We start from the raw sequence: 25,781 nt of genomic DNA, 5'->3' as shown, positions 1-25,781 counted from the left end.
GGGTATGGACGCGGGGAGGGCGGGCGTGACGGACAGTATCCCTCGCTCGGACGCCAACAGGACACGGCGTCACAGGACAGGGCTTCAGAGGCGGAAGGCGGCCGGTTGCGAGGGTTTTCTCCGCTGGTGAACGGCCAGATTGCCGGCGAAGAACGGTTGAGCCGGAACCCCATCGGCAATATGTTGATGTCGGCAGATATGGATGCGAAGTGGGCGGCCGAAATTCGGCGTGAAGAAGCGGCCGCGATGGAAGCCGGCCTCAAGGATGTGTTCTACGGGTATGACCGGTATAACGTGGCGGACAATGACGGCGTGGCGTCGCTGACGGGGAACGCGGTCTGGCTCAAGGAGAACCCGCAAGCCCTCCTCAAGATCTCCGGGCACTGCGATGAACGCGGCACCCATGATTACAATCTCGTGCTCGGTGAAAAACGTGCCAAGGCGGCGAAGAGTTTCCTGGTCGACATGGGCGTCAACGCCCAGCAGGTCGCGATCATCTCCTACGGGAAGGATCGCCCCTTCTGCGCCGATCATGACGAAGCCTGCCATCAACAGAACCGGCGCGGCCACATGTTGCTGCGCAAATAGACGAGAGGGCCCCGGCGCCTGCCTGCGAGGCGCCGGGGCCAGGTTTCATCACGTCGGGCCCTTCCGGTATCTTTCTCTCCTCACTTTCTCGGTCGCATCGTTTCCATCCACCATGAAGACAGGCGGCGTGTAGCAGCCTCCTCGTATCTTAACCCTGAGACGCGTCCCGCCGGTTTTCCGACAGTGGCGGGGCTGAGCAGCGGCAGGTCTGTTCCTCTGCTATGACAGAGGGTGACAATACGCGCAAGCTTATGGTATTGAGCCACTGCAGGCGACAGACGTTCTGCCGCCTATTTCGCCGAAGGAGTACGATTGTGAACCAGCGCTTTGGAATTACTGTGAAGTTTTTGATTTCAGCCGATTCTCCCGAGGAGGCCGAAGAGATCATCGAATCAGGCTGTGAGAAGATGGCATCGTCCATTCACGAGGGGGATGTCAGCTACGAAGGCATTGAGGATATAGAAGAGGAAGACGAGTAATGAGGAGGCCCGTCCCATCCGTCTCTGCCGCCCGTCTCCGGTGCCCGTCTCGTCGCGAAGCAGGACTGGCGTGGAGGGGCGCAGGTGCGTCCTGCGCCGGTTTCAGCCGGAGGCAGTGGTGATATGACGGATCCCGTTGAGTCTGCCGGAACGCATTCCCGCCCGCCGGGATTTTTGAACCGGATTCACCAATCCAATAAGCAGTACCTCCCGCAGTGGCTCGGGGTACCGGCGCACATTCACCATGTCGCCTACAGGATGGCCAATCCGCCCGTAGAGCGGCCCAATAGCCGCCGGGAGTTTCAGCATCTGCTCCAGGCCCTGGAAATTTCGGAAGGCGCCATCGAGGAGCGGTTCGGCTACGGGTTTAAGGTCGCTCCTAACGGGGATCGTCTTGTCGTCGTGTGGGAAGCGCACACGGAGTACTACAGTTATCAGGTCTGGCATGTGGCGGGTGACTCGAACACTCCGCTCGATTTCGGACCGATCGCGTTTCCCGGCTATCAGATGCCCCTGTGCCCTCTCGGTCTGCGCGTGAATGCGCTCGATCTGCTGTTCCTGCCGCAAGAGTTGCCCCTTGATCGAGAACTGCCGGCGAGGCTTCCCGGCGCCATGGTGTACGGGAGCCGCATTCTGGGAGACGAGATCGTCGCGGTGACGAGCTTTACGCCCGATGAGTTCGATCGAGAACGGTACCTGATTTGTTCCACCTCCGAGCAAGCGCTTCGGCAGCAGGTGGCCAAGATTGTCGATACGATCGTCGCCATCGAGAACTACTATCATCTGGTCATGTTGCCGATGAAGGCCTTCTCCCGGGCTGTCGATCAAATCCATGATTATGAGCAGCGCCACCTCTATCAACGGGCCGTGTTGATCGAACAATTAGGCGGGACGGCGCCGCCGACGATGCAGAAATGGCTGACGGTGCTCACCCAGGACCTGTTGCAGGTGAGTCGGCTGGCGGAGTCGATGCGGTACCGGCTCTCCGCCTCGGTGCCATACGACCGCATCGTGCAGAGTAACCTGGTTGCGTTACAGGAGCAGCCCTATCCACCGCTGCGTCAGATTTCAGAGTATGTCAGTTGGAAAATCACCGGGGTTACCGATGGCTATCAGCAGTTGCTCCGCCGTATCGATGCCATGGAGAAGGATTTTGAAGCGACCGTGGCGGTGCTGCGCACGCATATCGAGTTACGCCTGCAAGAGCAAAATATCCAATTGCAGGATCAGAATATGAAGCTGCTGGCCAGCGTGGATTCGACGACGCGGGCACAGGCGATTCTGCAGCGCACGGTGGAAAGTCTGTCCGTGATCGTCATTACCTACTACCTGACGGGGTTGGGCAGCTACGTGCTGAAGGCCTGTTACGAAATGGGGTGGGTGAAAAATGCCAACGTGGCCACGGCGATTTTTGTGCCGATCGCCTTTGCGATTTCGTTTGCCCTCATGACCGTGGGGCGAAAAATCATCGTCAAACGGATGGCGAGTCCCGCCGGGGATCCTGCCGGGCACTAAGCCCAGACCTGTACGTTCCACCCCGCCGAATCCCGTCATCATTGGCATGGGCGAAGCCGCCGGCAGCCGTTCCTGACGGTCAGACGCCGGTTAGGCAGCCGTCAGTTCCTGTCTGGCTCTCTCGTGTCCGACAGCGGACTCCTCGAGTACCTGGCCGATCAAGCGTTGAAGCCGGCTCTGTTCGTCCCGCCGCACCAGGATGAACTCGACACCTGCTTTCCGTTCAGTAGCCCAGCGAACCTTCGCCAGCCCCACATTCAGCGGCCGGGCCTGGTCCGGGGCCATGACGTGCAATTCGAGGTAATCGCCGGGCCGGACGGGAAGCGTGGTTTCGATGGCGCAACCAGGGGCGGAGAGATTGACGACCGTGCCTTGGCCGATCATCAAGTCGCCGGAAAGCCGGACGGGATAGGTAACGGCGACGCGAGTGGATGAACGAAGTTCCGTGTCCATGTGAAGGCCTCCTTGCCTTGTCCCTCTACTCCTGAGGGCTTACAGACCTTTTCGGTAGGGTATTTCCCGAACTTGAGTCTGACAGGTCGGGAAAGTAGCCCATTCATGCCAGACGGGAACGTTTTACAATTTCTGGGAGGGGGTGATGAGGTCAGGGGAATTGCTTGCACAGCCTGCAGGAGCTTTTCGGTCTGAGCGTCAGGACATGGGAATGGCAGGGATCGGCCGGGGGTGTTTGCTCGTTGCGAAAGGCGGTTGATTTCGAGGGCGGAAGAGCGTATCCATCTCCGGACGTTGGCAGAATCGACCATCGTGCGACGTCTGATGAAAGGCTCATGTGGAGCGCCGCGATACTCCCCGTTATGAAATACAAGTGCCGCTGACCTTCTCCGGGCAGGCGATCGACGGCAGCGGATTGATCACCAGTCTTTCCAAGGATGGCTGCCACGTCACGAGCGAAGAGTCGCTCCCCATGCGCGCCAACTTGTCTTTGCATGTCCAATTCCCCGCGCCCTATGAGCCCCTGACCGTCGAAGTGGCTGAAGTGCGTTGGACAAATGCCACAGGTTTCGGCCTGGTGTTTGTGCATGTGCACGACGAAGAGCATGTGCGGTTGCAGCGGTTTATTGACTGGTTGACACGGACTCAGAACAATTAACGCTGCTGTCGCTCGACCTCAATCAGCTATGCGTCGCGTTCGGGGTTCGACGCCAGCCGCTGTCAGGGATGACCCCGCCGTCCTTGTGACAGCCGTTCCCGCATTCCGAGCCATTGCCGTGGGTCAAACCTCGCAGGCGTTTCCAATACGCTCCTCACGCGCCGATTCTCCGGCTTTCAGGGCGTGCGTCCTCTGCCTGTCTCTCCAGCAACCCGGTGACCCGCGTAGTTCGGGGTAATCATCGTGAACAGCAGATGCCGCAGGAGCGGATCCGCACGATCCTGTGTCAGATTCCACGACATCGGCGCATAAAAATTCCGACGAGCCGGTGCGGTGGTTGCGGTTAGGGGAGGGATCAGGCAGGATACCGCATGGCTCATCAACGGTGCCGAATATGAATACGGATTCTGCCATGGACCTGGCTCAACTGCACACGCCCTGCGTGATGATCATCTTTGGCATCGATGGTGATCTCGCCAAGCGAAAGCTGCTTCCCGCCCTCTATAACCTGATGGCAGGGCATTTTCTTCCCGAAAGATTCGCCATTGTGGGATTGGACCGGTCGGAGATGACGACCGAAGAATTTCGCGTGAAGTTGGATCGCGTCATGCCCGAATATCTGCCGGAGAAGGCAGATCGCTCCGTCTGGCAGACCGTGTCGCAGCGGGTGCATTACATGGCGGGTGACTTTCAGGAAGGGGCGACCTACCGCCGGCTGAATGACCTGCTTCAACAAGTCGATGCCTCCGCCGGCACGCAGGGCAATTATATGTTTTACATGGCGACGATACCCGGCTTGTTCGGCCAGATTGTGACGCATCTGGGGGAATACGGCCTGACGGTGGAGCGGAGCGGCATCTGGCGGCGTGTCATCATCGAAAAACCGTTCGGGCATGACCTGGACTCGGCGCGGGCCCTCAATCATGAACTGCAGCGAGTGCTGCAGGAACGACAGATCTACCGGATCGATCACTATCTCGGCAAAGAAACGGTGCAGAACATCCTGGTGTTCCGGTTTGCCAACGGTATCTTTGAGCCGGTGTGGAACCGGCAGTATATCGATCACGTGCAAATCACGGTGGCAGAGAGTCTCGGGGTCGAACACCGCGGCCGGTATTATGAGCAGGCCGGCGCATTGCGGGACATGGTGCCGAATCACCTCCTGCAGTTGCTCTCCTTTTTGGCGATGGAGCCCCCGAATTCCTTTGCCGCGGACGCGGTGCGTGATGAGAAAGCGAAGGTCTTGCGAGGAGTTGTTCCGCTCAGTTCGCTCGATGTCCTGCGGTTTGTGGCGTTTGGCCAGTATGGCGAGGGCGCAATCGACGGGAAGCCTGCCGTCGGGTATCGGGCGGAGCCGCACGTGGGGCCGGAGTCGATGACGGAGACCTTTGTGGCGATGAAATTATTCATCGACAACTGGCGTTGGGCGGGAGTGCCGTTTTACCTGCGGACCGGAAAACGCATGACGCAACGGTTGACGGAAATTGTGGTCCAATTCAAACGGGCGCCGTTCATGTTATTTCGAAAAACCCAAGTCGATCGGTTGGCCCCGAATGTGCTCGTCATCCGTATTCAGCCGGACGAGGGAATTTCGCTGCGGTTCGATGCCAAGATTCCCGGACCGACCGTGCGAATCGGGACGGTGGATATGGATTTTCAGTATGCCGACTATTTCGGGAATGCCCCGCATACCGGGTACGAAACGCTGCTTCACGATGCGATGGCCGGTGACGCGACGTTGTTTCAGCGGGCGGACAATATCGAACTAGGTTGGTCGGTCGTGCAGATGATTCTGGATGTCTGGAAGTCTCTTCCCGGGCCGGCGGCTTTTCCGAATTACCCGAGCGGAAGCTGGGGCCCGCCGGAAGCAGAGGCGCTGTTGCGGCGCGAGGGCCGCGAGTGGTGGAACTGCGGGCAGGCGTAGGCTGCGGCCTGAAGTCGAAAGCGAGGTCATTGATGGCGCAGGCGGGGATGGAGATTGCCACTCTGGCAGGGGGCTGCTTTTGGTGTCTGGAAGCGGTGTATGACCAAGTCAAAGGCGTGCAATCCGTTGAATCGGGATATATCGGCGGAGAAGTGGATACGCCGACGTATGAACAGGTCTGTGGCGGGCGAACGGGGCATGCCGAAGCGGTGCGAGTGAGCTTCGATCCTGCCGTGGTCAGTTTTCGTGATCTACTCGAGATATTTTTCGTGATTCACGATCCGACGACACGGAATCGGCAAGGGAACGACGTCGGCACCCAGTATCGATCGGCGATTTTCTACCACACGCCGGAACAGCAGCAGGCGGCGCAGGAGATGATCGCCCTGGTGACTCAAGAGGGCCTGTACCCCAACCCGGTGGTGACCGAGGTGGTTCCGGCGACCCGGTGGTTTGAAGCCGAGGCGTATCACCAGGAATACTTTGCCCGTCATCCCCTCGAAGGCTACTGCACATACGTGGTGGGGCCGAAAGTCGCGAAATTCCGCCAGCGGTTTTTGGCGTTGCGTAAGGCTTGAGGCTCCCCGGTGCAAGGTCGAGCTAAGAGGTCTTGAGCAGCCTCATGATGCCGTCGCGCAGGTCCTTGATCAGGCTGGGTTGTTGGGTGACCTGGTGAGGTTTGACGAGGAGCTCTGCCTGCGGGGGACAAAACGGCCACTCGATCGTATTCTTGCCTTGAACCTGCGCGAGGATGTTCTCTTCACCCGATCCCTCGGCCGGAGCATGGATGACGATCATGGGATCTTTGGGATCGAGCAGGCAGGTTGAGTCATAGCCGGCCTGGCGGTGTTGGTCAGGCTTGAAGAGCGGCACTTTGTGGGCCCCGGTGGAGAACACCGTATCGCCATCACGAATCGGTCCATCCGGCGCGAGTGAAAAGAGCAGCATCGGCGTCAACAGGATGACCGCTGCTGCAGCCGCAATGGACCACAGCGGGGGCTCGGCTCCCTGCCCAGAGGACTGTGTGCCCCGGTTCATGCCCGCCGTCTGGCCTCCTTGCGATAGGACTTGCGTCCACGGAGAAACTGTTTCACACTCACGCCCCCGCACCGGCGTCATCTTACCCGATGCGCGGGAGAAAGGCGCGCGGCGTCAGTCTCCATGGTGTATTGTCCAATGTGTTCTGGCAGCGCTAAGCGGGTGACCCGCCATGGCTGGCGGGATTTCCTGATGCGTGTGATCGGGTTCTATCCGTTTCGATGCACCCTGTGCCTCTACCGCTTCCGCTTGCGCCGCCGAACCTGATGCCGACCGGCACACTCGATCTGTTCTAAACGGGTACAGTCTTGTGGCGATCTGGGACAGGCGTCCAGAAAATGATAGCTGCGCTGTCGTGAAAAACGTGACTTGCAACGCCCTAGGGTGTTTCAGTAGGATCCTTCCTTAACGTCGCGCATGGCTTCTGCCGAATGAGTGGGTGAGATGTCGTATTGCGGTAAGTGCTCCGGTTATACAAAACGTTCACGCCGTCAGGGGCTGCTGGATTTTTTCTTTTTCCTGATCGGATATTACCCGTACCGCTGTTTGCGATGTGGTCGGCGAACCCATCTTCGTCAGCGCGTCTGATCTCTCCTTCTTCCCCCTATCCTATCCCATTCTGTCTACCCCAACGAAAGCCGTGTGGCTGCCGCGAAACAAATGCGGGTTGTTGCGGGCCACGAGCTCGACCTGACCCGCGCCGCCGATCGTCTGCTACAGCAAATCCTCTTCGGCATCACTCGCGGCGGCCTCATGCGAGACGGAGTCAGCTTTCAGGTCGGAGAAGTTGAAGAGTGAATGATCCAGGAGTAGCGACGGAGCGATGTTGCCGAGTGCGGCGAACATGCTGTCGTTGGAGCCGGGAAACCGCTGATTCCAGTCTTGCAACATCTGCTTGACCTGCTTGCGTTTCAAGTCTTCCTGCGAGCCGCACAGATCGCAGGGGATGATCGGAAACTGAAGCAGGGTGGCATAACGAGCCAGGTCGGCCTCCTTGACATAGGCCAGCGGTCGAATGACCACATGGCGGCCGCTCTTGGAGCGCAACTTCGGCGGCATCGCCTTCATCTTGCCGGTGAAGAAGAGATTCAGCAGCAGGGTCTCCAGAATATCATCTCGATGATGGCCCAGCGCAATTTTGGTGGCACCTAATTCCGTGGCGAGACGATAGAGGTGGCCGCGGCGGAGGCGGGAACAGAGCGAGCAGGTGGTCTGACCTTCTGGAATCAGCCGTTTGACTACGGAATAGGTATCGCGCGTTTCAATGTGGAAGGGGACGCCGCGCCGAGTCAGGTAGTCCGGGAGCACATGGGCCGGGAATCCCGGCTGCTTTTGATCCAGATTGACGGCCATGATCTCGAAGTGAATCGGGGCTCGGCTGCGTAGCGACAGGAGAATTTCCAACAGCCCGTAACTATCTTTTCCTCCCGAGAGACACACCATGACCTTGTCGCCGTTCTCAATCATACGGTAGTCCGCAATGGCTTGCCCCATGAGACGGCAGAGGCGAGTCTCCAGGCGTTCAATGTCGTCGGATTGTGCGGGCGGACGTGCAGGGGACGAAATGGGTCTGATAGTCGTGGGTTGCATGGCCATGCATTCTATCCCAAGAAGGGGCGCGAATGGGATAGGCTGAGCCCCCCGCCTCATCCGATTTCTGACCCGGCTGAGAGTATTCCTACGGGCGATTCCCCATTCACAGCGTCGGCGTAGGTGAGATCCCACCATCGACTCTCACCGGGGTTCATGCTGCCTGAGGGTTTTCCCTGATCATCGAAGAGGATCGTCTTGTGATGCTCAAGCACAATTTTTGCGAGCTGCTATAGTTGAAACAGGACAAAACGGCGCCGGACGGGGCTTTTTGGTGGTTGGACGATGGGGCGGACACAGAGTCATCGGCGACAAAGGCCTGGGGTGGGCGATGGCGCACCCCTGTGGTCAGAGTGGACTGACGAACAGCTGCTTGATCTCCGCATGTGTGATCTGGACCTGCGCCTCGACGGCACCTTCTATCAGCAGCCGATCGAACAACTGTATCATGAATTGGAGGCGCGGCGTCTGGTATTCAGGCCGCACTTCTGGCTGTCGGATGAGTGGTTTACGCCGGACGGGGTGCCGGGAATTGCCGTCCCGTTTTATCTCGCGCATCCGCGGTTGGCGAAGTTGGAAGCCAGCCAAATGTTGGAAGTGGAGGGGGGCACCCACGACTGGTGCATGCGCATCCTCCGGCATGAGGCCGGGCACGCGATTGAAAACGCCTTCTTACTGCGGCGCCGCCGGCGTCGCCAGAAACTCTTCGGGCGCTCCTCGCAACCCTATCCTGAATATTACACCCCGCGGCCCTATAGCCGGAGTTTCGTGCGCCACTTGGATGTCTGGTATGCCCAGAGCCATCCGGATGAGGACTTTGCCGAAACGTTTGCCGTGTGGCTGGATTCGGGGTCGCTGTGGAGAGAACGCTACCGTGGGTGGCCGGTGATGAAGAAGCTGGATTTCATGGAACGACTCATGAGTGAGCTTGCCGGCGTATCGCCGATGGTCACGGGGCGGCAACAATTGGATCCCTTGTCCCGCATTTACAAGACGCTGCGGGATCACTATGAGGAGAAGCGGAAGCATTACGGAATCGGCCGAGCCCCATCCTATGACACGGACTTGAACAAGTTATTCTCGGCCGGGCTCGCCTATGCCAAAAACCCCAGCGCTGCTGAGTTTCTCCGTCGAACAAGGAAGGAGATTCGCCGCCGGGTCGCCGAGTGGACGGGTGAGTATCAATACACGATCGATCAGGTCATGGAGGGCATGATCGAACGATGCCATGCGTCGAGGTTGCACCTGACCCAGCAGAAGGAGCAGGCCAAACTCGACTTTGCAATACTTCTGACCGTGCAGACCATGAACTATTTGCACAGCGGGAGACATAAGGTGGCGTTATGAGGCGAATGCGGGTGCTCGTGCTCATGCACAAAGATCTGGTCCCACCTGAACAGCTCAATGGCCAGGACCTGGAGACCGCCGCGTGGAAAACCGAGTATGACGTGGTCTCGACATTACGTAAGCTCGGCCATGAGGTGCAGGCGCTCGGCGTCAAGAGCGACTTGGAAGTCATTCGCGCGGCGGTGGAAGATTGGAAGCCGCACATCGCCTTCAATCTGCTGGAAGAGTTCGACGGCATGGCGGTGTACGACCAGAATGTCGTGTCGTATCTCGAATTGATGCGAATTCCCTACACCGGGTGCAACCCGCGCGGACTCATGCTGGCGAGGGACAAGGCTTTAGCCAAGCAAGTGATGTCCTACCATCGGATTCCCTATCCGGAGTTTATGGCCGTTCCCCTTCATCGCATGGTGCGCCGCCCCAAATATCTGCCGTTCCCGTTGATCGTGAAGTCAATTACCGAAGAAGCGTCGCTGGGCATTTCGCAGGCCTCCATCGTCGATGACGACGAGAAGTTGCGCGAGCGCGTGGCGTTCATCCATGACAATGTCGGAACCGGAGCGCTCGTCGAACGGTATATCGAAGGGCGTGAATTGTATGTCGGCGTGATGGGCAACGCGCACTTGCAGGTCTTCCCGGTCTGGGAATTGGTCATGGATAAGATGCCGGACGAGGCACGGCGCATCGCGACCCAACGGGTGAAATGGAGCCGTAAGTACCAGGACAAATACGGCATCCGTTCATGCGAAGCGAGGAATCTGCCGGAAGGAGTGGTGGATCATATTCAGCACCTGGCTAAGCGCGTCTATCGTGCCTTGGGGCTGAGCGGCTATGCGCGCATCGACATGCGGATGGACCATGCGGGAACGGTCTATGTGATTGAAGCCAATCCCAATCCTCAGATCGCCAGCGGCGAAGACTTCGCCGACTCGGCCGAAAAAGCCGACCTCGCCTACAAAGACCTGCTGCAGGAATTGTTGCAGGTGGGGCTCCGATGGCGCCCCGCCCAAGCCGCCTGACAGCCGATGAAACGTCTCCCCAGCGTCGTTCTCGTTTCGCTCAAAGCTTCGACGTACTCCGACGGTACGCCTTAGTTTTTCGCTCACTGCGGCCTTGCTGGAAAGCCGTTTGAGCGGCTGCCAACATGAGAATCGCTACGGGCAAGCGTCGTTCTCGCGGCACTCAAGCCCGTTAAGACACTGCGCCCAAGTCTGCTTCTGGCGCTCGTGCAGATCTCCAACACCCACAGCGTACTATCGGCGGGATGATGACTACGGCCCCCAACGAACGCCGAACAGCAGGGCCACGCTGGTGTTGTCGTTCGGGATGGGCGGCGAGAGGGTGATGTGGTGCAGATTCACCATGAGGGTCGTGGAGAACGCGATTTTCGGTCCGACCTGATATTCCAGGGACATGCCTAGCGGAATGAAATGGCTGGTGTCGTTGCGATCGATCTTGGCGGGCCCGCTGCCGCGATTGAGATCGGCATGCAGGATGCCCAGTCCGGCAAAGGGCACGAGATTGAATCCACTGTTCAGGCGGAGATGGTATTTCGCCACGCCGGCGACGCCGATTTGGGTCAGATCACCGACCGGGGTGAAGAGAGCCATCGCGCCGAACGAAAAATTTGGATCCATGTAGTAATCGAGACCAAACCCCAGCGCGAAGGTCGTATTGTTCGTCGTACCGGTCCAGAGTCCGAGATCGGTGGCAAAGCCCCAGTGCGTATCCTGCGGCTCCGCCGATCTGGCGGCGCAGGGCCACAGGAGGCCGATCAAGGCAAGGCTGACCAGAAAGAGCCGAATCCGTCGTGTGTACGTCATAGTCCCACGATCTAAGGGTGATGGGCTGTATGTAGCATAGGCCTATGCCTTGAACAAGCGCTGATACCATCACCGCTTGCCGCTCAGGGTTGTCAATGCGCGCAAGGCTTCAGTATGCTGGGTCCACCTGTGGGAGGCATGGTATGAAAAAAGAATCGATGACACCGGCTGAGGCTGCGGACGCATTGTACAAACTGATTCCACGCCGGATTACCGTGGACATGTTGCGTGATTACGGGATCGAGGGTGAGGACGCGCAGGAGGATGCCCTGACGCGCGAAATGCTGTCCTTCACGCTCTATTGGGTTTTGGCCGCCATCAATGCGCATATTCCGCGCAAGTATCGCGATCTGGTGTTTCACAGGGTGATGGAGCTGATTCATGCCGATTGGGAGCAGGAGTACAAGCTCGGGGCGGTGCAATGGGAGGCGTACCTCGACGAGGTGGAAGATCGCCGTGCACGGTATGCGCCGGTGGGAGATTATGAGGGCGGCGCCATGGCGGCATCCGAAGAGATCTCAGATCTGCTCGAAAACGAGGGATTGATCCAACCGGAAGACCGCCCGAAGTTACTGGTCTTGCTTCCTGATCTGGTACCTCTGGACAAATATCAAGAGTTACTCAGTCAGTGCGTATAGCCGAGAGGTTTCGAAACGCTGCCTGCTGTGTTCATGCGGTACGTCGCGGCGTACCACTCAATACGGGTCGGCGGTGTCCCTCGCTCATTGCGACCTTGCCGGACGGTCGTTGACGCATCCCGCAGGACGTTCATCTCAAGCGCGTGGGAGCGAACGTTGCTACAGGTACCGGTGTGACAGCGCCTTTCCGCTGTTGTCGAGTTCGTACAGCAGAGGCGCTCCGGTGGGAATGTTGAGCTCCAGCACCTGTTCGCGGGTCAGCTGTTCGAGGTGCATCACCAGCGCCCGCAGGCTATTGCCGTGGGCGGCGATCAGGATGGTTTCTCCCTTGAGCACATAGGGTTTGATGCGACTTTCGTAATAGGGTAAGACCCGCTCCGCCGTATCCTTCAGGCTTTCTCCGCCGGGCGGGCGCACGTCGTAACTGCGCCGCCAGATCTTCACCTGCTCATCTCCGAATTTCTTGGCTGTCTCAGCTTTGTTCAGTCCCTGTAACTCTCCGTACATGCGTTCGTTCAGCGCCTTGTCTTTTTCAATGGGAATAGCCGTCTGTCCGAGCGCTTCGAGGATGAAGCGTAGCGTTTCGTTGGCGCGGGCCAGGACAGAGGAGAAGGCGCGATCGAAGGTGAACCCTGTCAGTTTTGTTCCCGCGGCTTTCGCTTCCTCGATGCCCTTCGGCGAAAGCGGGACGTCTACCCAGCCGGTGAAACGGTTTTCCAGATTCCACTGCGATTCGCCGTGACGAATGAGAACCAGTTTACTCATCGTGCTTCGTCTCCTTGTCGGAAGGGATACGACCTTGTCGCGACAGGTTATGCGATTTCCCCTTCACCCTGTCAAGCTCTCTGTTCCTCCAGGACGCTTGGGTAGGGTGTCTCGGTTGCAATCAGCAGTGGCGCTCAGTACCATGCCGCCGGGTTCTCCCGTGGTTCTTCTCACCCGTGGAACGGATCGATGCCGGATATCTCCCTCTCGGACTGGTCTTCATTGCAAGAGTGGTGGCAGGCGATGGGGCGTCGTCTGCAGGTCGAGGATCGTGTCGAGGCGTTTTTCCGCCGTGCCATGGGGGTGAGCCAGGCCCTTGCAGGCGTGGTGCAGGTTGGCGGAGAGGTCGAATACATTCTCTTTGTGCTGGTGCGTTACTGGATTCCGGTTGTGCTCCCGCCTCCGGGACGGGAACGGGCGTCCAAGGGCGATCCGGACTACTGGCTGGAATCGGAACAGATTTTGAAGGCTGCCGCTGTGCGTTTGCGGGAGCTCAAGCCGCTGATCGAGCTGCTGACCGCCACCAATCCATTACGCGCCGGGACTGCTGAGCCGCCGTCTGCCAGGCCACCGATGGTAGAGGTCGAATTAGCGAATATGCTGCAGGGAATTGCAGAATCTGCCGGCAGCTACGGGGGGCCTGATTACACGTCGGTGATCAAGACCTTCGATCCGGTACCCTTGCGGCAGACCCAGCCCTTTAAACACAACAAGAGAAACAGCGCCGAATTGTGGGTCGTGTTTCTGTTGCGGGAGCATTTCCGGAGCCTCGGGCTGGGCAAGGATCGCTACTGGCCTCTGGTGGCCGGCCTCTGCTCAGCAGCCGGGATCGCCAACCCCAACGGACAGCCCTACGGGCCGGACGAGCTGAAGTCATGGTGGCAGAAGAACTGGCCTCGCACCTATACGCAATTGGAACAGACGCAGGCGGCGCCCGATCTCAGCGGTGCGGCGTACCAACAGGATTTCGATTGGTTCGTTTCTTGGATTGAGTGGCAGCGGCAGCGGATCTCGGAGGTGTAATGCCGTTGAGCTGCGGTGATGATTTACACGGCCGTGAGGCTGGCGGGTTGCGGTTTGGCGGGAGGCCCCTTGGGTCCATCCGGTGGGCCATCTTTGAACATCGCCACGACCAGCCCGATTTTTAACAGGAGCAGCCCGACGCCGACCCACACGACATAGGGCTGTACCCCGCCCAGTTCTCCTAACATCTGCTCTCGAGTTTCTCCGGCTGTGGCCCGTTCACTTTTAATTTTGGCAAGCTGTTCCTTGGCATGCCAGAAATAAATGTAGTTGGCGCTGCCCCCCGCAATGACCCGCCAGACGATGTCGGCGGACAGGTCTTGGGTAATATAAAATGCCATGGCGGGCCCTATGGCATAGATGAGGGCGTAGACATACATCTTCCGATACAGAAACCAGAGAAACGGCTCGAACACAAAGGCCGGCCAATGCCAGGTCAGCGCGAATTGCGGTCCGCCCGGGCCTGAAAATTTTTTGAACGTTTCCAGATATCGGTCGGCATTGGGGCCGATGAAGGCCTTCAAGAGCTCTGTATCCGTCTGCGGAGCGACCTGGTCCGGCTCGATAGCGGCGGCGCGGGCTTCGAGGGCAAACGCCGCCCCGCACTGGTGACAAAAACGGGCCTCGTCGCGGTTTTCTTGCTGGCATTGCGTGCAGGATTTCATATCGCTCCCTTATCCCATCCGCCATCTCTCCCCGTCAAGGGATGCCCCGCTCAACCCCGGGTCTGACCCCTCTGTCTGCCGCGCTGGGAGCCGCGAATGGGCGCTCGGTCGGTTGCTTTCACCTCTGCCCTATGGTAGCTTCGCCGACTCACGAGGGGAGAGCTGTGTCATGCCGACAGGCGAGTTGCGTCTTAATGCCGACCGGTACCTGATGAATACCTACCAGCGCCAGCCGATTTCGATCGTGCGCGGCCGTGGCTCGAAGGTCTATGACCTGGAAGGCCGGGAGTATATCGATTTTGTGGCCGGCATTGCGGTCAATGTGCTCGGGCACGGGCATCCGGATCTGGTTCTGGCCATTCAAAAACAGGCGCAGCACCTGCTTCACACGTCAAATCTCTACTATACCGAGCCTCAAGTGCAGTTGGCCCAGACCCTGGCCGAACATTCGTTTGCGCAGAAAGTGTTTTTCTGCAATAGCGGCGCGGAAGCGAATGAAGCGGCGATCAAGCTGGCCCGAAAATATTCGCACGATAAATACGGCGCCGACCGCTATGAGATCATCACGATGACGAGCTCGTTTCACGGGCGCACCCTTGCGACGCTGACGGCGACGGGGCAGGAGAAAGTGCAGAAGGGGTTTGCTCCGTTGATGCCCGGGTTTTCCTATGTGCCGTTTAATGATCTGTCGGCAGTCGAACGGGCGATCACGCCCAAGACCGCCGCGATCATGCTGGAGCCGATTCAGGCCGAAGGCGGAGTGCATGTGGCAGAACGGAGCTACCTGCAGGCGCTGAGAGAGTTGTGCCGGGAACGTGACATCTTGCTGATTTTTGACGAAGTGCAAACCGGCATGGGCCGGACGGGCACCCTGTTCTGTTATGAGCAATTCGGGATTCAGCCGGACATCATGACCCTGGCGAAAGGCCTCGGCGGAGGGGTTCCAATCGGAGCCTGCCTGGCCACGGACAGCGTCGCTCGCGCCTTCGGTCCGGGAACTCATGCCTCAACCTTCGGCGGGAATCCATTGGCCTGCGCCTCCGCGCTGGCCGTGTTGCGAGTCTTGTTGGACGGTAAGATTCTGGACCAGGGGCGGCGGATGGGCGACTACCTGGCCAAAGGGCTGGCGACCCTGAAAGAGCGGCATCGTTGCATCAACGAAGTGCGCGGCATGGGGCTGTTGCAGGGCGTGGAAGTAGATTTCGACGGAAAGACGGTTGTAGCTGATTGTCTGGCGCGAGGGTTGTTGATCAACTGCGTCGGAGATCGGGTGTTGCGTGTTGTCCCCGCGCTCATCATTACGGAGCGGGAGATCGATCGCTTGCTGGCCTCGCTCGCACAGATTTTGAGTCAACGAACCACCTCAACCCATTAATTGTGTCGTGGCGCGTATGGTGCGGCGTCTTCGTCGGTCAACCCCCCGGGCCGGCCTCGGGAAAGATTTTCTGGATTTGCTCTCGATTCCCATCGAAGAGTTGACCGGATTGTTGCGCCTCGCGGCCCAGTTAAAAGTGAAGCAACGCCGCGGGGTGCCTCATCCTTTGTTGCCAGGCCGCATGTTGGGCCTGCTGTTTCAAAAGCCGTCGACCCGGACGCGCGTGTCGTTCGAAGCGGGCATGAATCAGCTTGGCGGCCAGGCGATGGTGTTGCCGATGGGCGACATTCAATTGTCCCGCGGCGAGAGTATCGCCGATACGGCGCATGTGTTGTCGCGATACCTGGACGCGATTGTCTTGCGGACCTTTGATCATGCCATTGCGGAGGAATGGGCGCGCGAAGCGAGCATTCCGGTCATCAATGGACTCACCGATCTGAATCATCCCTGTCAGGCCTTGTCCGATCTGCTGACCATTCAGGAGAAGAAGCGGCGGTTGAAAGGTATCAAGCTCGCCTATGTCGGCGACGGGAACAATGTGACGAACTCTCTCATTGAAGCTGCCGCCAAGATGGGGATGACAATCGCGGTGGGTTGCCCGCCCGGATACGAGCCGGACCGCCGTATTGTGGACCTGGCTATGGCTGAAGCAGAGCGGACGGGGGCGGTGATAGAAATCGGCTCCGACCCCTGCGTGGCTGTAAAGGGTGCGGACGCGGTCTATACCGATGTCTGGATCAGCATGGGCCAGGAACGGGAACAGGCCAAGCGGCTCAAGATTCTCGCCCCCTATCAGCTCAATGCACGATTGTTGAAATGTGCGAAGCCGGATGCGCTGGTGATGCATTGCCTGCCAGCCCATCGTGGAGAAGAAATCAGCGCCGAGGTGCTGGACGGCCCGCAGTCTGTCGTGTTCGATCAGGCCGAGAACCGCTTGCACATGCAGAAGGCGATTCTGGTCAGGCTCCTCGGCAAGAAAACCGCACGGAAGTCGTAAGGGAAAAGGAGTCGTATGAGTCAGTCGTCGTACAAGAAAGTGGTGCTGGCCTATTCGGGCGGTTTGGATACCTCGGTCATTCTGAAGTGGCTGGAGGAGGTCTATGGCTGCGAAGTGGTGGCGTTTTGCGCCGATCTCGGGCAAGGCGAAGATTTAAAGGCCATCAAGAAAAAGGCGCAGTCCCTGGGTGTGAAGAAGGTGTATGTCGAGGATTTACGCGAAACCTTCGTCAAAGATCACGTGTTCCCCATGTTGCGCGGGAATGCGATCTATGAAGGCAGCTATCTTTTAGGCACCTCCATTGCGCGCCCGCTCATCGCCAAACGGCAAATCGAGATTGCCGCCAAGGAAGGCGCCGCAGCGGTGTGCCACGGCGCCACCGGTAAGGGCAACGACCAGGTGCGGTTCGAACTGACCTACATGGCGCTGCATCCGCAAATCAAGATCATTGCTCCCTGGCGGGAATGGACCATGCGCTCGCGGCGTGAGCTGATCGAATATGCAGAGAAGCACGGCATCCCCGTCACCGCGACCAAGGCCAAGCCCTACAGCATGGATATGAATTTGTTCCATACGAGTTATGAGGGAGGCATTCTGGAGGATCCGTGGGAGGCCCCGCCTGAAGAAATTTTCGTGATGTCGGTCTCCCCTGAACGGGCGCCCGGCAAAGCGCGAGAAGTCGAGATCGAGTATGTCGCCGGCAATCCGGTGGCGGTGGACGGCAAGAAAATGAGCCCGGCGGCGTTGCTGGCGCACCTCAATACCTTGGGCGGCGAGCACGGGGTCGGTCGTGTCGATCTGGTGGAAAACCGCTATGTCGGCATGAAGTCCCGCGGTGTCTATGAAACGCCCGGCGGCACCATTCTCCACGCGGCGCATCGCGGCTTGGAATCGCTGACCATGGATCGGGAAGTGCTGCATTTGAGGGATAGTCTCATCCCGCGATATGCCGAGCTGATCTATTACGGATATTGGTATGCCCCGGAGCGTGAAATGCTTCAGGTGGCCCTCGACGAAGCGCAGAAGGATGTGACGGGCACGGTTCGCGTGAAGCTCTACAAGGGAACTTGTACGGTGGTCGGACGGAAGTCTCCGCGCTCGTTGTATCGCCTGGATATGGCGACGTTCGAGGAGGACGACGTGTACCGGCAGAAAGATGCGGAGGGATTCATTCGTCTGAATGCGCTCCGGTTGGCGATTCGCGCACAGCGTAAGAAGAGGTCGACCAGGTAATGGCGAAATCCACACCTGTCGGCACTCGTGGGCGCAAGTCCGGGCGTTCTGCGAAACAGTCTGTTCGGGCCTTGCCCAAAGGGAAGGCCTGGGGCGGCCGCTTTGTCGAGCAAACCGACCGTTTAGTGGAGCAGTTCACGTCGTCGATCGCCTACGACCGGCGGCTGTACCCCTACGACATCCAAGGTAGTATCGCGCACTGCAAAACACTCGAACGGGCGGGGGTTCTGACCCGACGCGAGGCAGCCCAACTCGTGCGAGGCTTACAATTCGTGAAGGTAGAACTGGATGGCGGGCGGTTTCCCTTTTCGCCGCAGGATGAAGACATTCATATGGCTATTGAGCGCCGACTGACGGAGCTGATCGGTCCGGTCGGCGGAAAACTCCATACGGGCCGAAGTCGCAACGACCAAGTGGCGTTGGACCTCCGCTTGTTTTTGCGCGATGTGTTATCGGCCTTCATGGCTCAGGTTCAGGAATTCCGGCGGGTGCTGGTGGGACAGGCACGGGCGCATGTCGACGTTGTGATGCCCGGTTATACACACTTGCAACGCGCTCAGCCGGTGCTCCTGGCCCATCATTTCCTGGCCTATGTCGAAATGCTTGACCGGGACAGGACGCGGCTCCACGATTGCCGGCAACGGCTGAATGTCATGCCGTTGGGATCTGGGGCTCTGGCGGGGTCGAACTATCCGGTGGACCGGCGGTATGCGGCCGCGCTGCTGGAGTTTCCGTCTGTGACACAAAACAGTCTCGATGCCGTGTCGGATCGCGACGGTGTGGTGGAAGTGCTCAGTACATTGTCCCTGATCATGATGCACCTCTCACGGTTGAGCGAAGAATTGATTCTTTGGGCCTCGCAGGAGTTTCGTTACGTGGATCTGCCTGACACCTTTTGTACCGGCAGCAGTATGATGCCGCAAAAAAAGAATCCCGACGTCCCGGAGTTGGTTCGCGGAAAAACCGGGCGGGTGTACGGTCATTTGATGGGAACCCTGACCCTCCTGAAAGGTCTGCCGCTAAGTTACAACCGGGATTTGCAGGAAGATAAGGAAGCGCTGTTCGATGCAGTGGATACCACCGGACAATCGCTGGTCCTCTGCACGGAGCTGGTGCGCCGGCTTGTCGTCAATCGGGACGTCCTGGCTGAAGCGGCCGAAGGCGGCGGCATGTTGGCGACGGAGCTGGCGGACTATCTGGTGACGACGGGAGTCCCCTTCCGGGAAGCCCATTCCATTACCGGACAGATTGTGCGATTCTCATTAGAGAAACGGCGCTCCCTTCAACGGCTGACACTGAAAGAATTGCAGGGATTTTCAGCGCACTTTAAACCGGACGTCCTGAGTTGTCTGACTGTGCGAGGCGCGATTGATCGAAAAGCCCAGATCGGCGGGACGGCGCGACGTCGTGTGGACGCGAGGATCAAGGAACTCGAAAAGGCGCTGAAGGGATGACGCCCGCCGGTGCGAGGCGCCTGGCCGTTCAACGACCTGTCCTGTTTGCGGCGGTATCATGCATGGTTTTGGCGGGATGCGGGGTTTTGGGTGCGCCGGTTCCACCTGAGGATGTCGGGGTGGCGCCCGTGATCGAGCGGCAGTTGAGACGGGAAGGGTTGATAGCCTCCGGTGCGAGCATCCGGGGATCAGCCGCTCGGCCCAGTGCGCCGAGCGGGGTGACGATTGAAGCGGCGCCGATCCCTCCGAATGTGGAGCCGTTGCCGATTCCTCCGTGGAGAACCATGGGGACTAGATAGGCGCAGGGCTGTTAGGACGCATTCCGCCGAGTCCTCATTTGCCACGACTGTCGGTGAAACGCTTTTAACAGGCCGCGTCAGAATTGTTGATCGAGGATTATTACGATGCACGACTTTCAATATCGGAATGGGGAACTGTATTGCGAAGATGTGCCGCTCTCGCGTATTGCGAAAGAGGTGGGCACGCCCTGTTATGTGTATAGCCATCACACGTTAGTCCGGCATTTCCGCGTCTACGACGGCGCCTTTAAAAACATCCCGCACATTGTCGCCTTTGCGATGAAGGCTAATTCGAACCTGGCGGTCCTTCGACTCATGGCGAAAGAGGGAAGCGGAGTCGACATCGTCTCGGGTGGGGAACTGTTTCGCGCTTTGAAGGCGGGCGTGCCGGCCTCGAAGATTGTGTTTGCGGGAGTGGGTAAAAAGCCGGAAGAAATTCGCGACGCTTTGAGCGCCGACATCCTCATGTTTAATGTCGAATCATCCGCGGAGTTACAGGCCATCAACGAGGTGGCGGCATCCATGGGGGTGAAGGCGCGGGTGGCGTTGCGGATCAATCCCGACATCGACCCGAAAACGCATCCCTACATTTCCACCGGCTTGAAAAAGAGCAAATTCGGAATTGCGGCCGATCGTGCAATGGAAGAATTCAAGAATGCTGCGGCGTTCAGCCATATCAAAGTGGTTGGGCTGCATGCACACATCGGATCTCAACTGACGCAAGTGACTCCGTTTGTCGAGTCGCTGAAGAAAGTGTTGACGATGGTCCAGACGCTGGCGGAACAAGGAATTCCCCTTCGATATGTCAATATCGGGGGTGGCTTAGGGATTACCTATTCCGATGAAACCCCTCCGGAACCCAAAGACCTGGCCGAGGCGATTTCTCCGCTCGTGCGCGATCTGAAATGCGTGCTGATCATGGAACCTGGCCGCGTGATTGTCGGGAATGCCGGGGTAATGCTCACAAAAGTGTTGTATGCCAAGGACGGCGAAGCCAAACGATTCCTGATCGTGGATGCGGCGATGAACGATTTGATCCGCCCCAGCCTGTATGATGCCTATCACGATATTCGACCGGTGTATGAGAAGGTGACGCATGGGGCGAAGAAGACCGTCGATGTCGTCGGACCCGTATGCGAATCGGGCGATTTTTTGGCGAAGGATAGGGTGATGCCGGCAATGGGCGCTGGTGATCTTATGGCCGTGATGAGCGCAGGCGCCTACGGATTTGTCATGTCCTCGAATTATAATTCTCGTCCTCGTATCCCGGAGGTCTTGGTGCACGAAGGGCAGTATCATGTAATTCGGTCGCGCGAAAGTTACGAGGACTTGGTGCGCGGCGAACAGGTGCCGGAGTTTCTTTCATAAGTCAGGTTGTTACTTTCGTTCGTGATGGAGCGCCCCATGTTTACAGGGTCTTTGATTGCCATTGTCACGCCGTTTAAGAACGACAAACTGGATGAGCGCGCCCTCGGTGATCTCATCGAATGGCAAATTGCCAGCGGTACACACGGGATTGTTCCCTGCGGGACCACCGGTGAATCTGCCACACTGACACATGCCGAGCATGATCGTGTAGTGGCCTTCACTGTGGAAGTGGTCAGGCGTCGTGTGCCGGTGGTTGCGGGGACAGGATCCAATAGCACGGAAGAAGCGATTGCCCTGACGAAGCACGCAAAAGCAGCCGGTGTGGATGGGGCCCTGCTGATTACGCCGTATTATAACAAGCCTACCCAGGAAGGTCTGTTTCTGCATTATAAGGCGGTGGCCGAATCTGTCGACCTTCCGCTCGTTGTCTACAATATTCCCGGTCGAACCGGTGTGAACATGATGCCCGCCACCATCGCGCGCCTGACTGTCTGTCCGACGGTGGTTGCGATTAAGGAAGGAAGCGGTTCGGTTCAGCAGGCATCCGAAATCATTCAGCTCTGCGGGGAACGCCTGACCGTATTGGCTGGTGATGATGCTCTGACCCTGCCAATGATGGCGGTCGGCGGTAAGGGCGTCATTACGGTCACGGCCAATCTCGTTCCAACGAAGATGGCTCAGCTGGTCAATGCATTTCGCGATGGCCGACTCGAGGCCGCGCGCGCAATGCACTATGAGCTGTACCCTCTCTTTACGGCGTTGTTCTATGAGACCAACCCCATTCCTGTCAAAGAAGCATTACATCTGATGGGCAGGATCGCACCTGAGATACGGTTGCCGCTCTGCCCCATGGGAAATGAAAATAAGGGAAAACTGCTGGCTGTGCTAAAGGCCGCTGGCCTGGTGTAGTCGGCCTGCTCGTTCTGAAGGATGGTGCCATGATCAAGGTTGTTGTCACTGGGGCTGCGGGACGAATGGGCTCTCGTCTTGTGTCCTTGGTCAAAGATTCAGCATTTCTGACCCTGGCGGGAGCCGTGGAGAGTAAGGGCCATCATGCTTTAGGCGAAGACTCGGGGGAGGTCGCCGGCTGCGGGCGTACGGGGGTGCCGATCGTCGAAGATCTTTCAAGCCTGATGGAGCGAGGGGAAGTCGTCGTGGACTTTACGACTCCTGCAGCGACGCTCGGCCATTTAAGGATCGTGGCTCAGCATCGCCGGGGAATTGTGATTGGGACGACCGGATTTTCCCCGTCTGAATTGGACGAGCTTCGAAGCGTGAGTAAGCAGATCCCGTGTGTGTTCTCGCCCAATATGAGCGTGGGAGTCAACGTCATCTACAAGGTGATCGCGGAAATGGCGAAGACCCTTGGTGAGGACTATGACATCGAAGTGATTGAAGCGCACCATCGACTCAAAAAAGACGCCCCGAGCGGTACCGCTCTCAAAATGGCGGAAGTCCTGGCCCGGGCGGTCAACAGAGATCTTGGACAGGTCGGTGTGTATGCGCGCAAGGGACTGATTGGCGAGCGTAAAAAGGGAGAGATTGGTATTCAGACAATTCGAGCGGGCGACATTGTCGGAGACCACACGGTGATGTTTGGGACCATGGGCGAACGAATCGAGCTGACTCACCGTGCCAGCAGTCGGGATACATTTGCGCGAGGAGCGCTACGGGCGGCGCGATGGGTGGTGAAGCAGCCGGCCGGTCTCTATGACATGCTTGATGTTTTGAGTCTCAAATAGCCGATTCTGCAGTCAGTTCCGTCTCTCCTTGAAGATGCTTGGACACTTCCGGACCAGGAAACGCCGGAAAATTCTCTCATCCGCACCTGTTTCGATCCAGTTATCGTTGAAGTGAGGGATAATTGTTTGGGAGTAGACGTAACCGGCAGTTGGCTCTGTGTGTTGGCCGTGGAGAGGAGCGTGGAGGCTTATCGTGCAATGGAGGTTGTACGGAAGTCCAGCGGAGGACGGTACTGTAGGGGGTCTGTCGCTGACACCCTCTACTCATCGCATGTGAGCGCTCTGAATCGATTGTTCCTGCAACGGGTCAGTGTCGCGACGTGATCGGTCTCGGTTCTGCATCTGCTGCCTTTCGGCGGCCACAGTTCAGGCAAGCAAGCACTGTGATCGCCAATCCAGCATTCAGATCAACCGCCCGTTCCGGCAACATTGTTCCGCGGCATTTGTCACATTTATGCATGACTGGCTTATAACATTACGATGTAGGATAAACCATCCATCTGAAGTACTGTGTGGTGAAGGGGAAAAGGCCCTCATAGGCAGGGAAGGACCTGGGCCATTTGGTCCTAGTAATGCCCTTAAGGGATTGCTCTAGGCTGGTAAGTTGTCCAGGTGGTTTTGAGCGATGAGGCGAGCCACCTGAACATTTCGTGGGTCAGATAGGGAAGCGCCACAATGTATAGATTATTTCTAATTGCAGTGCTGTTCGTCGTCCTCTACTACCTCATCCGGCGGGCGATCGGAAAAATCGGGCAGAATGGCGCATTGGAAAAATCGAAAGATGACGGAGTACCCGGGAATCAAATGGTCCAAGATCCGGTCTGTCGAGTCTTTGTTCCTCGCGAAAATGCCGTAAAAGAGCAAATCGGTGGGCAAACATATTTTTTTTGCAGCCGCGGCTGTGCGACCGCATTTCAAAAGCAACTTTCGGCTTAACAACCTGAGTAGGTCGAGTCCGAGACCATCTCATCCTTATCAAAGAACAAAATCATCTGACATTCGTTCGCCTTAAAGTTAAACAGCGGTGGTCCTGCCTTTCCTCCCGCAATTCGATTGTAGGTCCACTTCTCACCTCCAAAAAAACGAGTGGTTTTGGCGTCAGGAGCCCCCAATTCTTTTTCGATCCACGCCCGGTCCTTTCCTTGATACCGGGTTAAGGAATTATCTAAGTAAGGATTGTGGCTACAGGCTCCCGCGAGAAGGGCAACTGCTAGAAGCCAGACTGGTGTGCGCATATCGCTCATCCTCCTGATTGGGTGCGCCTCAGTGCGGACGTACGGCGCAATAGGGAACAAATACCTGCGGTCTCAGCTCTGTTCTTTCAAACGAGTCTATCATAGACGCGTTGACCCGTTGCCTTACCTTCCACTTACTTCTACAATACAATGCGGTCCAGGAGCGTGGAAAGTTGAAGAGGAAAGAAAGGACATTTTCATGAAACTCTATCTCGACACCGCCAATGTCAAAGAAATTCAGGAGGGAGCCCACCTCGGCCTCATTGACGGGGTAACCACGAATCCGTCTTTGGTGGCAAAAGAAGGGCGCAGTTTCAAAGAAATGTTGTTGGAAATCTGCAATATGGTCGATGGTCCGATTAGTGCGGAAGTCGTCGGCGTCGAATCCGAGGCCATGATTAAGGAAGGTCGCGATTTGGCGAAGGTTCACAAAAACATCGTCGTGAAAGTTCCGCTCATTCCTGAAGGGCTTCGAGCCACGAAGAAGCTCTCCGCGGAAGGTATTCGTGTGAATGTGACCCTGTGCTTTTCTCCCACGCAGGCGTTGCTGGCTGCGAAGGCAGGCGCCTGGTGCGTGTCGCCCTTTATCGGCCGGCTTGACGATGTCAGCTCAGATGGAATGGCGCTGATTCGGCAGATTGTCACGATTTATAAGAACTATGATTACAAGACCCAGGTCCTGGTCGCGAGCGTCAGGCACCCGCAACACGTAGTTGAAGCGGCGCTGGCCGGCGGGCATATTTGTACGATGCCCTATTCGGTGTTCCAGCAGTTGGCAAAGCATCCGCTGACCGATATCGGCCTGAAGAAATTTTTGGCCGATTGGGAAGCAATGGGCAAAAAGTAGCGGCGACTAAGCCAATGGACGCCTGAGGCTGTTGCTCGCGAGCCGTCGAGCAGCATCGGAAAAAATGCGGTGAAACATGGGCCTAGTCAGTTTGCCGGTAAATGTATTCTGTTGGCTGGGATGATAGGAGCCGATCAGGGACACCCCCCAAGGCAACGCATAGGTTGCACCATGGCCGAATTTTGGAAGGGGCGCGGGGAGTTCGCGCCCCATTTCACGGCACGCTTTGAAATAGTGATCAAACGCAATCTTGCCCAAGACGACGACCACTTGCACCCTGTTCAATAAGCGCAGTTCACCCAACACAAACGGGCGACAAGCTGTGAACTCATCCGGCATGGGCTTGTTTGCCGGCGGCGCGCACCGCACAGTTGCGCCAATATAGCAGTCAGTAAGAGCGAGGCCGTCACCGAGATCTGTGGACGTGGCCTGGTTGGCAAACCCGAATCGATGCAAGGCCTCATACAGCCAATCTCCGCTGCGATCGCCGGTGAATACCCGTCCCGTTCGATTTCCTCCATGTGCCGCTGGTGCCAACCCCAAAACGTACAGTCGGGCACGTGGATCACCGAATCCCGGAATCGGCTTTCCCCAATACAACCACTCCCGGTATTGCCGACGCTTTGTCGCTGCAATGGATTCGCGGTAACTGACCAGCCGAGGGCATTGAGTACAGGCAATGATTTCAGCGTTGAGCATGGAAAGTGCCGACATGATGGTGGAGT

At 57.8% G+C, this 25,781-nt stretch carries 26 protein-coding genes; 18 read left to right on the top strand and 8 right to left on the bottom strand.

The features are described from left to right. Positions 1–588: OmpA family protein (locus GDA65_14980; GenBank protein ID MBA5863997.1), on the top strand; the 588-nt coding region annotated here is incomplete at its 5' end. Positions 589–1,190: 602 nt separating this feature from the next. After that, complete coding sequence (locus GDA65_14975; protein MBA5863996.1) at positions 1,191–2,582, top strand: DUF3422 family protein; 1,392 nt, start codon at positions 1,191–1,193, stop codon at positions 2,580–2,582. A gap of 90 nt (positions 2,583–2,672) precedes the next feature. Here the strand turns inward: GDA65_14975 and GDA65_14970 are convergent, their stop codons facing one another. Then, entirely contained in the window at positions 2,673–3,035 is a 363-nt protein-coding gene (locus GDA65_14970; GenBank protein ID MBA5863995.1) for a hypothetical protein, read from the bottom strand. A 337-nt stretch (positions 3,036–3,372) separates the two neighbouring features. On the opposite strand from GDA65_14970, the gene GDA65_14965 reads away from it, so the two are divergent. From GDA65_14965 to msrA, 3 genes are all read left to right on the top strand, one after another. Then, on the top strand, positions 3,373–3,693 hold the full coding sequence (locus GDA65_14965) for a hypothetical protein (protein ID MBA5863994.1): 321 nt from the start codon (positions 3,373–3,375) through the stop codon (positions 3,691–3,693). Between the two features lie 394 nt (positions 3,694–4,087). After that, positions 4,088–5,617, top strand: coding sequence for a glucose-6-phosphate dehydrogenase (locus tag GDA65_14960; GenBank protein MBA5863993.1), 1,530 nt, complete (start codon positions 4,088–4,090; stop codon positions 5,615–5,617). Between the two features lie 32 nt (positions 5,618–5,649). Continuing rightward, positions 5,650–6,195, top strand: coding sequence for a peptide-methionine (S)-S-oxide reductase MsrA (gene msrA / locus GDA65_14955; GenBank protein MBA5863992.1), 546 nt, complete (start codon positions 5,650–5,652; stop codon positions 6,193–6,195). 22 nt (positions 6,196–6,217) lie between these two features. On the opposite strand, the gene GDA65_14950 is transcribed toward msrA, so the two are convergent. Continuing rightward, positions 6,218–6,655, bottom strand: a complete 438-nt coding sequence (locus tag GDA65_14950) for a hypothetical protein (protein MBA5863991.1) — start codon at positions 6,653–6,655, stop codon at positions 6,218–6,220. A 714-nt stretch (positions 6,656–7,369) separates the two neighbouring features. Beyond that, positions 7,370–8,245, bottom strand: a complete 876-nt coding sequence (ttcA, locus tag GDA65_14945; protein ID MBA5863990.1) for a tRNA 2-thiocytidine(32) synthetase TtcA — start codon at positions 8,243–8,245, stop codon at positions 7,370–7,372. A 285-nt stretch (positions 8,246–8,530) separates the two neighbouring features. On the opposite strand from ttcA, the gene GDA65_14940 reads away from it, so the two are divergent. Both GDA65_14940 and GDA65_14935 read left to right on the top strand, forming a co-directional pair. Continuing rightward, a complete protein-coding gene (locus GDA65_14940; protein ID MBA5863989.1) occupies positions 8,531–9,592 on the top strand; it encodes a hypothetical protein in 1,062 nt (353 codons plus the stop codon). Beyond that, positions 9,589–10,611 (top strand): ATP-grasp domain-containing protein, encoded by a 1,023-nt coding sequence (locus GDA65_14935; GenBank protein ID MBA5863988.1) that lies wholly within the window; start codon positions 9,589–9,591, stop codon positions 10,609–10,611. Before GDA65_14940 ends, GDA65_14935 begins: the two co-directional genes overlap by 4 nt. Positions 10,612–10,863: 252 nt before the next feature. Here GDA65_14935 and GDA65_14930 read toward each other — a convergent pair whose 3' ends face one another. Beyond that, positions 10,864–11,415 (bottom strand): hypothetical protein, encoded by a 552-nt coding sequence (locus GDA65_14930; GenBank protein ID MBA5863987.1) that lies wholly within the window; start codon positions 11,413–11,415, stop codon positions 10,864–10,866. A 143-nt stretch (positions 11,416–11,558) separates the two neighbouring features. Between GDA65_14930 and GDA65_14925 the strand changes: the two genes are divergently transcribed. Next, a complete protein-coding gene (locus GDA65_14925; GenBank protein ID MBA5863986.1) occupies positions 11,559–12,053 on the top strand; it encodes a hypothetical protein in 495 nt (164 codons plus the stop codon). A gap of 159 nt (positions 12,054–12,212) precedes the next feature. Here GDA65_14925 and GDA65_14920 read toward each other — a convergent pair whose 3' ends face one another. Next, positions 12,213–12,818, bottom strand: coding sequence for a 2,3-bisphosphoglycerate-dependent phosphoglycerate mutase (locus GDA65_14920; protein MBA5863985.1), 606 nt, complete (start codon positions 12,816–12,818; stop codon positions 12,213–12,215). A 189-nt stretch (positions 12,819–13,007) separates the two neighbouring features. Between GDA65_14920 and GDA65_14915 the strand changes: the two genes are divergently transcribed. Then, positions 13,008–13,841, top strand: a complete 834-nt coding sequence (locus GDA65_14915) for a hypothetical protein (GenBank protein ID MBA5863984.1) — start codon at positions 13,008–13,010, stop codon at positions 13,839–13,841. Between the two features lie 23 nt (positions 13,842–13,864). Here GDA65_14915 and GDA65_14910 read toward each other — a convergent pair whose 3' ends face one another. Next, positions 13,865–14,506, bottom strand: coding sequence for a DUF2628 domain-containing protein (locus GDA65_14910; GenBank protein MBA5863983.1), 642 nt, complete (start codon positions 14,504–14,506; stop codon positions 13,865–13,867). 169 nt (positions 14,507–14,675) lie between these two features. Here GDA65_14910 and GDA65_14905 point away from each other — a divergent pair, with 169 nt between their 5' ends. The 8 genes from GDA65_14905 to GDA65_14870 all read left to right on the top strand — a co-directional run bounded on the left by GDA65_14905 (position 14,676) and on the right by GDA65_14870 (position 23,910). Further along, the gene (locus GDA65_14905; GenBank protein ID MBA5863982.1) at positions 14,676–15,881 is read left to right on the top strand and encodes an acetylornithine transaminase; all 1,206 of its coding nucleotides are present in this window, start codon (positions 14,676–14,678) and stop codon (positions 15,879–15,881) included. A 16-nt stretch (positions 15,882–15,897) separates the two neighbouring features. Further along, positions 15,898–16,878, top strand: coding sequence for an ornithine carbamoyltransferase (gene argF, locus GDA65_14900; GenBank protein ID MBA5863981.1), 981 nt, complete (start codon positions 15,898–15,900; stop codon positions 16,876–16,878). Between the two features lie 15 nt (positions 16,879–16,893). Next, a complete protein-coding gene (locus GDA65_14895) occupies positions 16,894–18,111 on the top strand; it encodes an argininosuccinate synthase (protein MBA5863980.1) in 1,218 nt (405 codons plus the stop codon). Beyond that, on the top strand, positions 18,111–19,565 hold the full coding sequence (argH, locus tag GDA65_14890) for an argininosuccinate lyase (GenBank protein MBA5863979.1): 1,455 nt from the start codon (positions 18,111–18,113) through the stop codon (positions 19,563–19,565). The genes GDA65_14895 and argH overlap by 1 nt, the downstream gene beginning before the upstream one ends. 404 nt (positions 19,566–19,969) lie before the next feature. Further along, entirely contained in the window at positions 19,970–21,232 is a 1,263-nt protein-coding gene (gene lysA / locus GDA65_14885; GenBank protein ID MBA5863978.1) for a diaminopimelate decarboxylase, read from the top strand. A 36-nt stretch (positions 21,233–21,268) separates the two neighbouring features. After that, on the top strand, positions 21,269–22,141 hold the full coding sequence (locus tag GDA65_14880) for a 4-hydroxy-tetrahydrodipicolinate synthase (GenBank protein ID MBA5863977.1): 873 nt from the start codon (positions 21,269–21,271) through the stop codon (positions 22,139–22,141). Between the two features lie 29 nt (positions 22,142–22,170). After that, positions 22,171–22,974: a 4-hydroxy-tetrahydrodipicolinate reductase gene (gene dapB, locus GDA65_14875; GenBank protein MBA5863976.1), complete on the top strand. Its 804-nt coding sequence runs from the start codon at positions 22,171–22,173 to the stop codon at positions 22,972–22,974. A 675-nt stretch (positions 22,975–23,649) separates the two neighbouring features. After that, positions 23,650–23,910 (top strand): YHS domain-containing protein, encoded by a 261-nt coding sequence (locus GDA65_14870; protein MBA5863975.1) that lies wholly within the window; start codon positions 23,650–23,652, stop codon positions 23,908–23,910. On the opposite strand, the gene GDA65_14865 is transcribed toward GDA65_14870, so the two are convergent. Next, positions 23,907–24,209, bottom strand: coding sequence for a hypothetical protein (locus GDA65_14865; GenBank protein ID MBA5863974.1), 303 nt, complete (start codon positions 24,207–24,209; stop codon positions 23,907–23,909). The genes GDA65_14870 and GDA65_14865 overlap by 4 nt on opposite strands. 199 nt (positions 24,210–24,408) lie before the next feature. Between GDA65_14865 and fsa the strand changes: the two genes are divergently transcribed. Next, positions 24,409–25,056, top strand: coding sequence for a fructose-6-phosphate aldolase (gene fsa / locus GDA65_14860; protein MBA5863973.1), 648 nt, complete (start codon positions 24,409–24,411; stop codon positions 25,054–25,056). A 6-nt stretch (positions 25,057–25,062) separates the two neighbouring features. Here fsa and GDA65_14855 read toward each other — a convergent pair whose 3' ends face one another. Further along, positions 25,063–25,770, bottom strand: coding sequence for a uracil-DNA glycosylase (locus GDA65_14855; GenBank protein MBA5863972.1), 708 nt, complete (start codon positions 25,768–25,770; stop codon positions 25,063–25,065). Positions 25,771–25,781: the final 11 nt, after the last annotated feature.

Source organism: Nitrospira sp. CR1.1, from assembly GCA_014055465.1.
In the GTDB taxonomy this organism is placed as follows: Bacteria; Nitrospirota; Nitrospiria; order Nitrospirales; family Nitrospiraceae; genus Nitrospira_A.
This window is presented reverse-complemented; position numbering and strand designations above follow the sequence as displayed.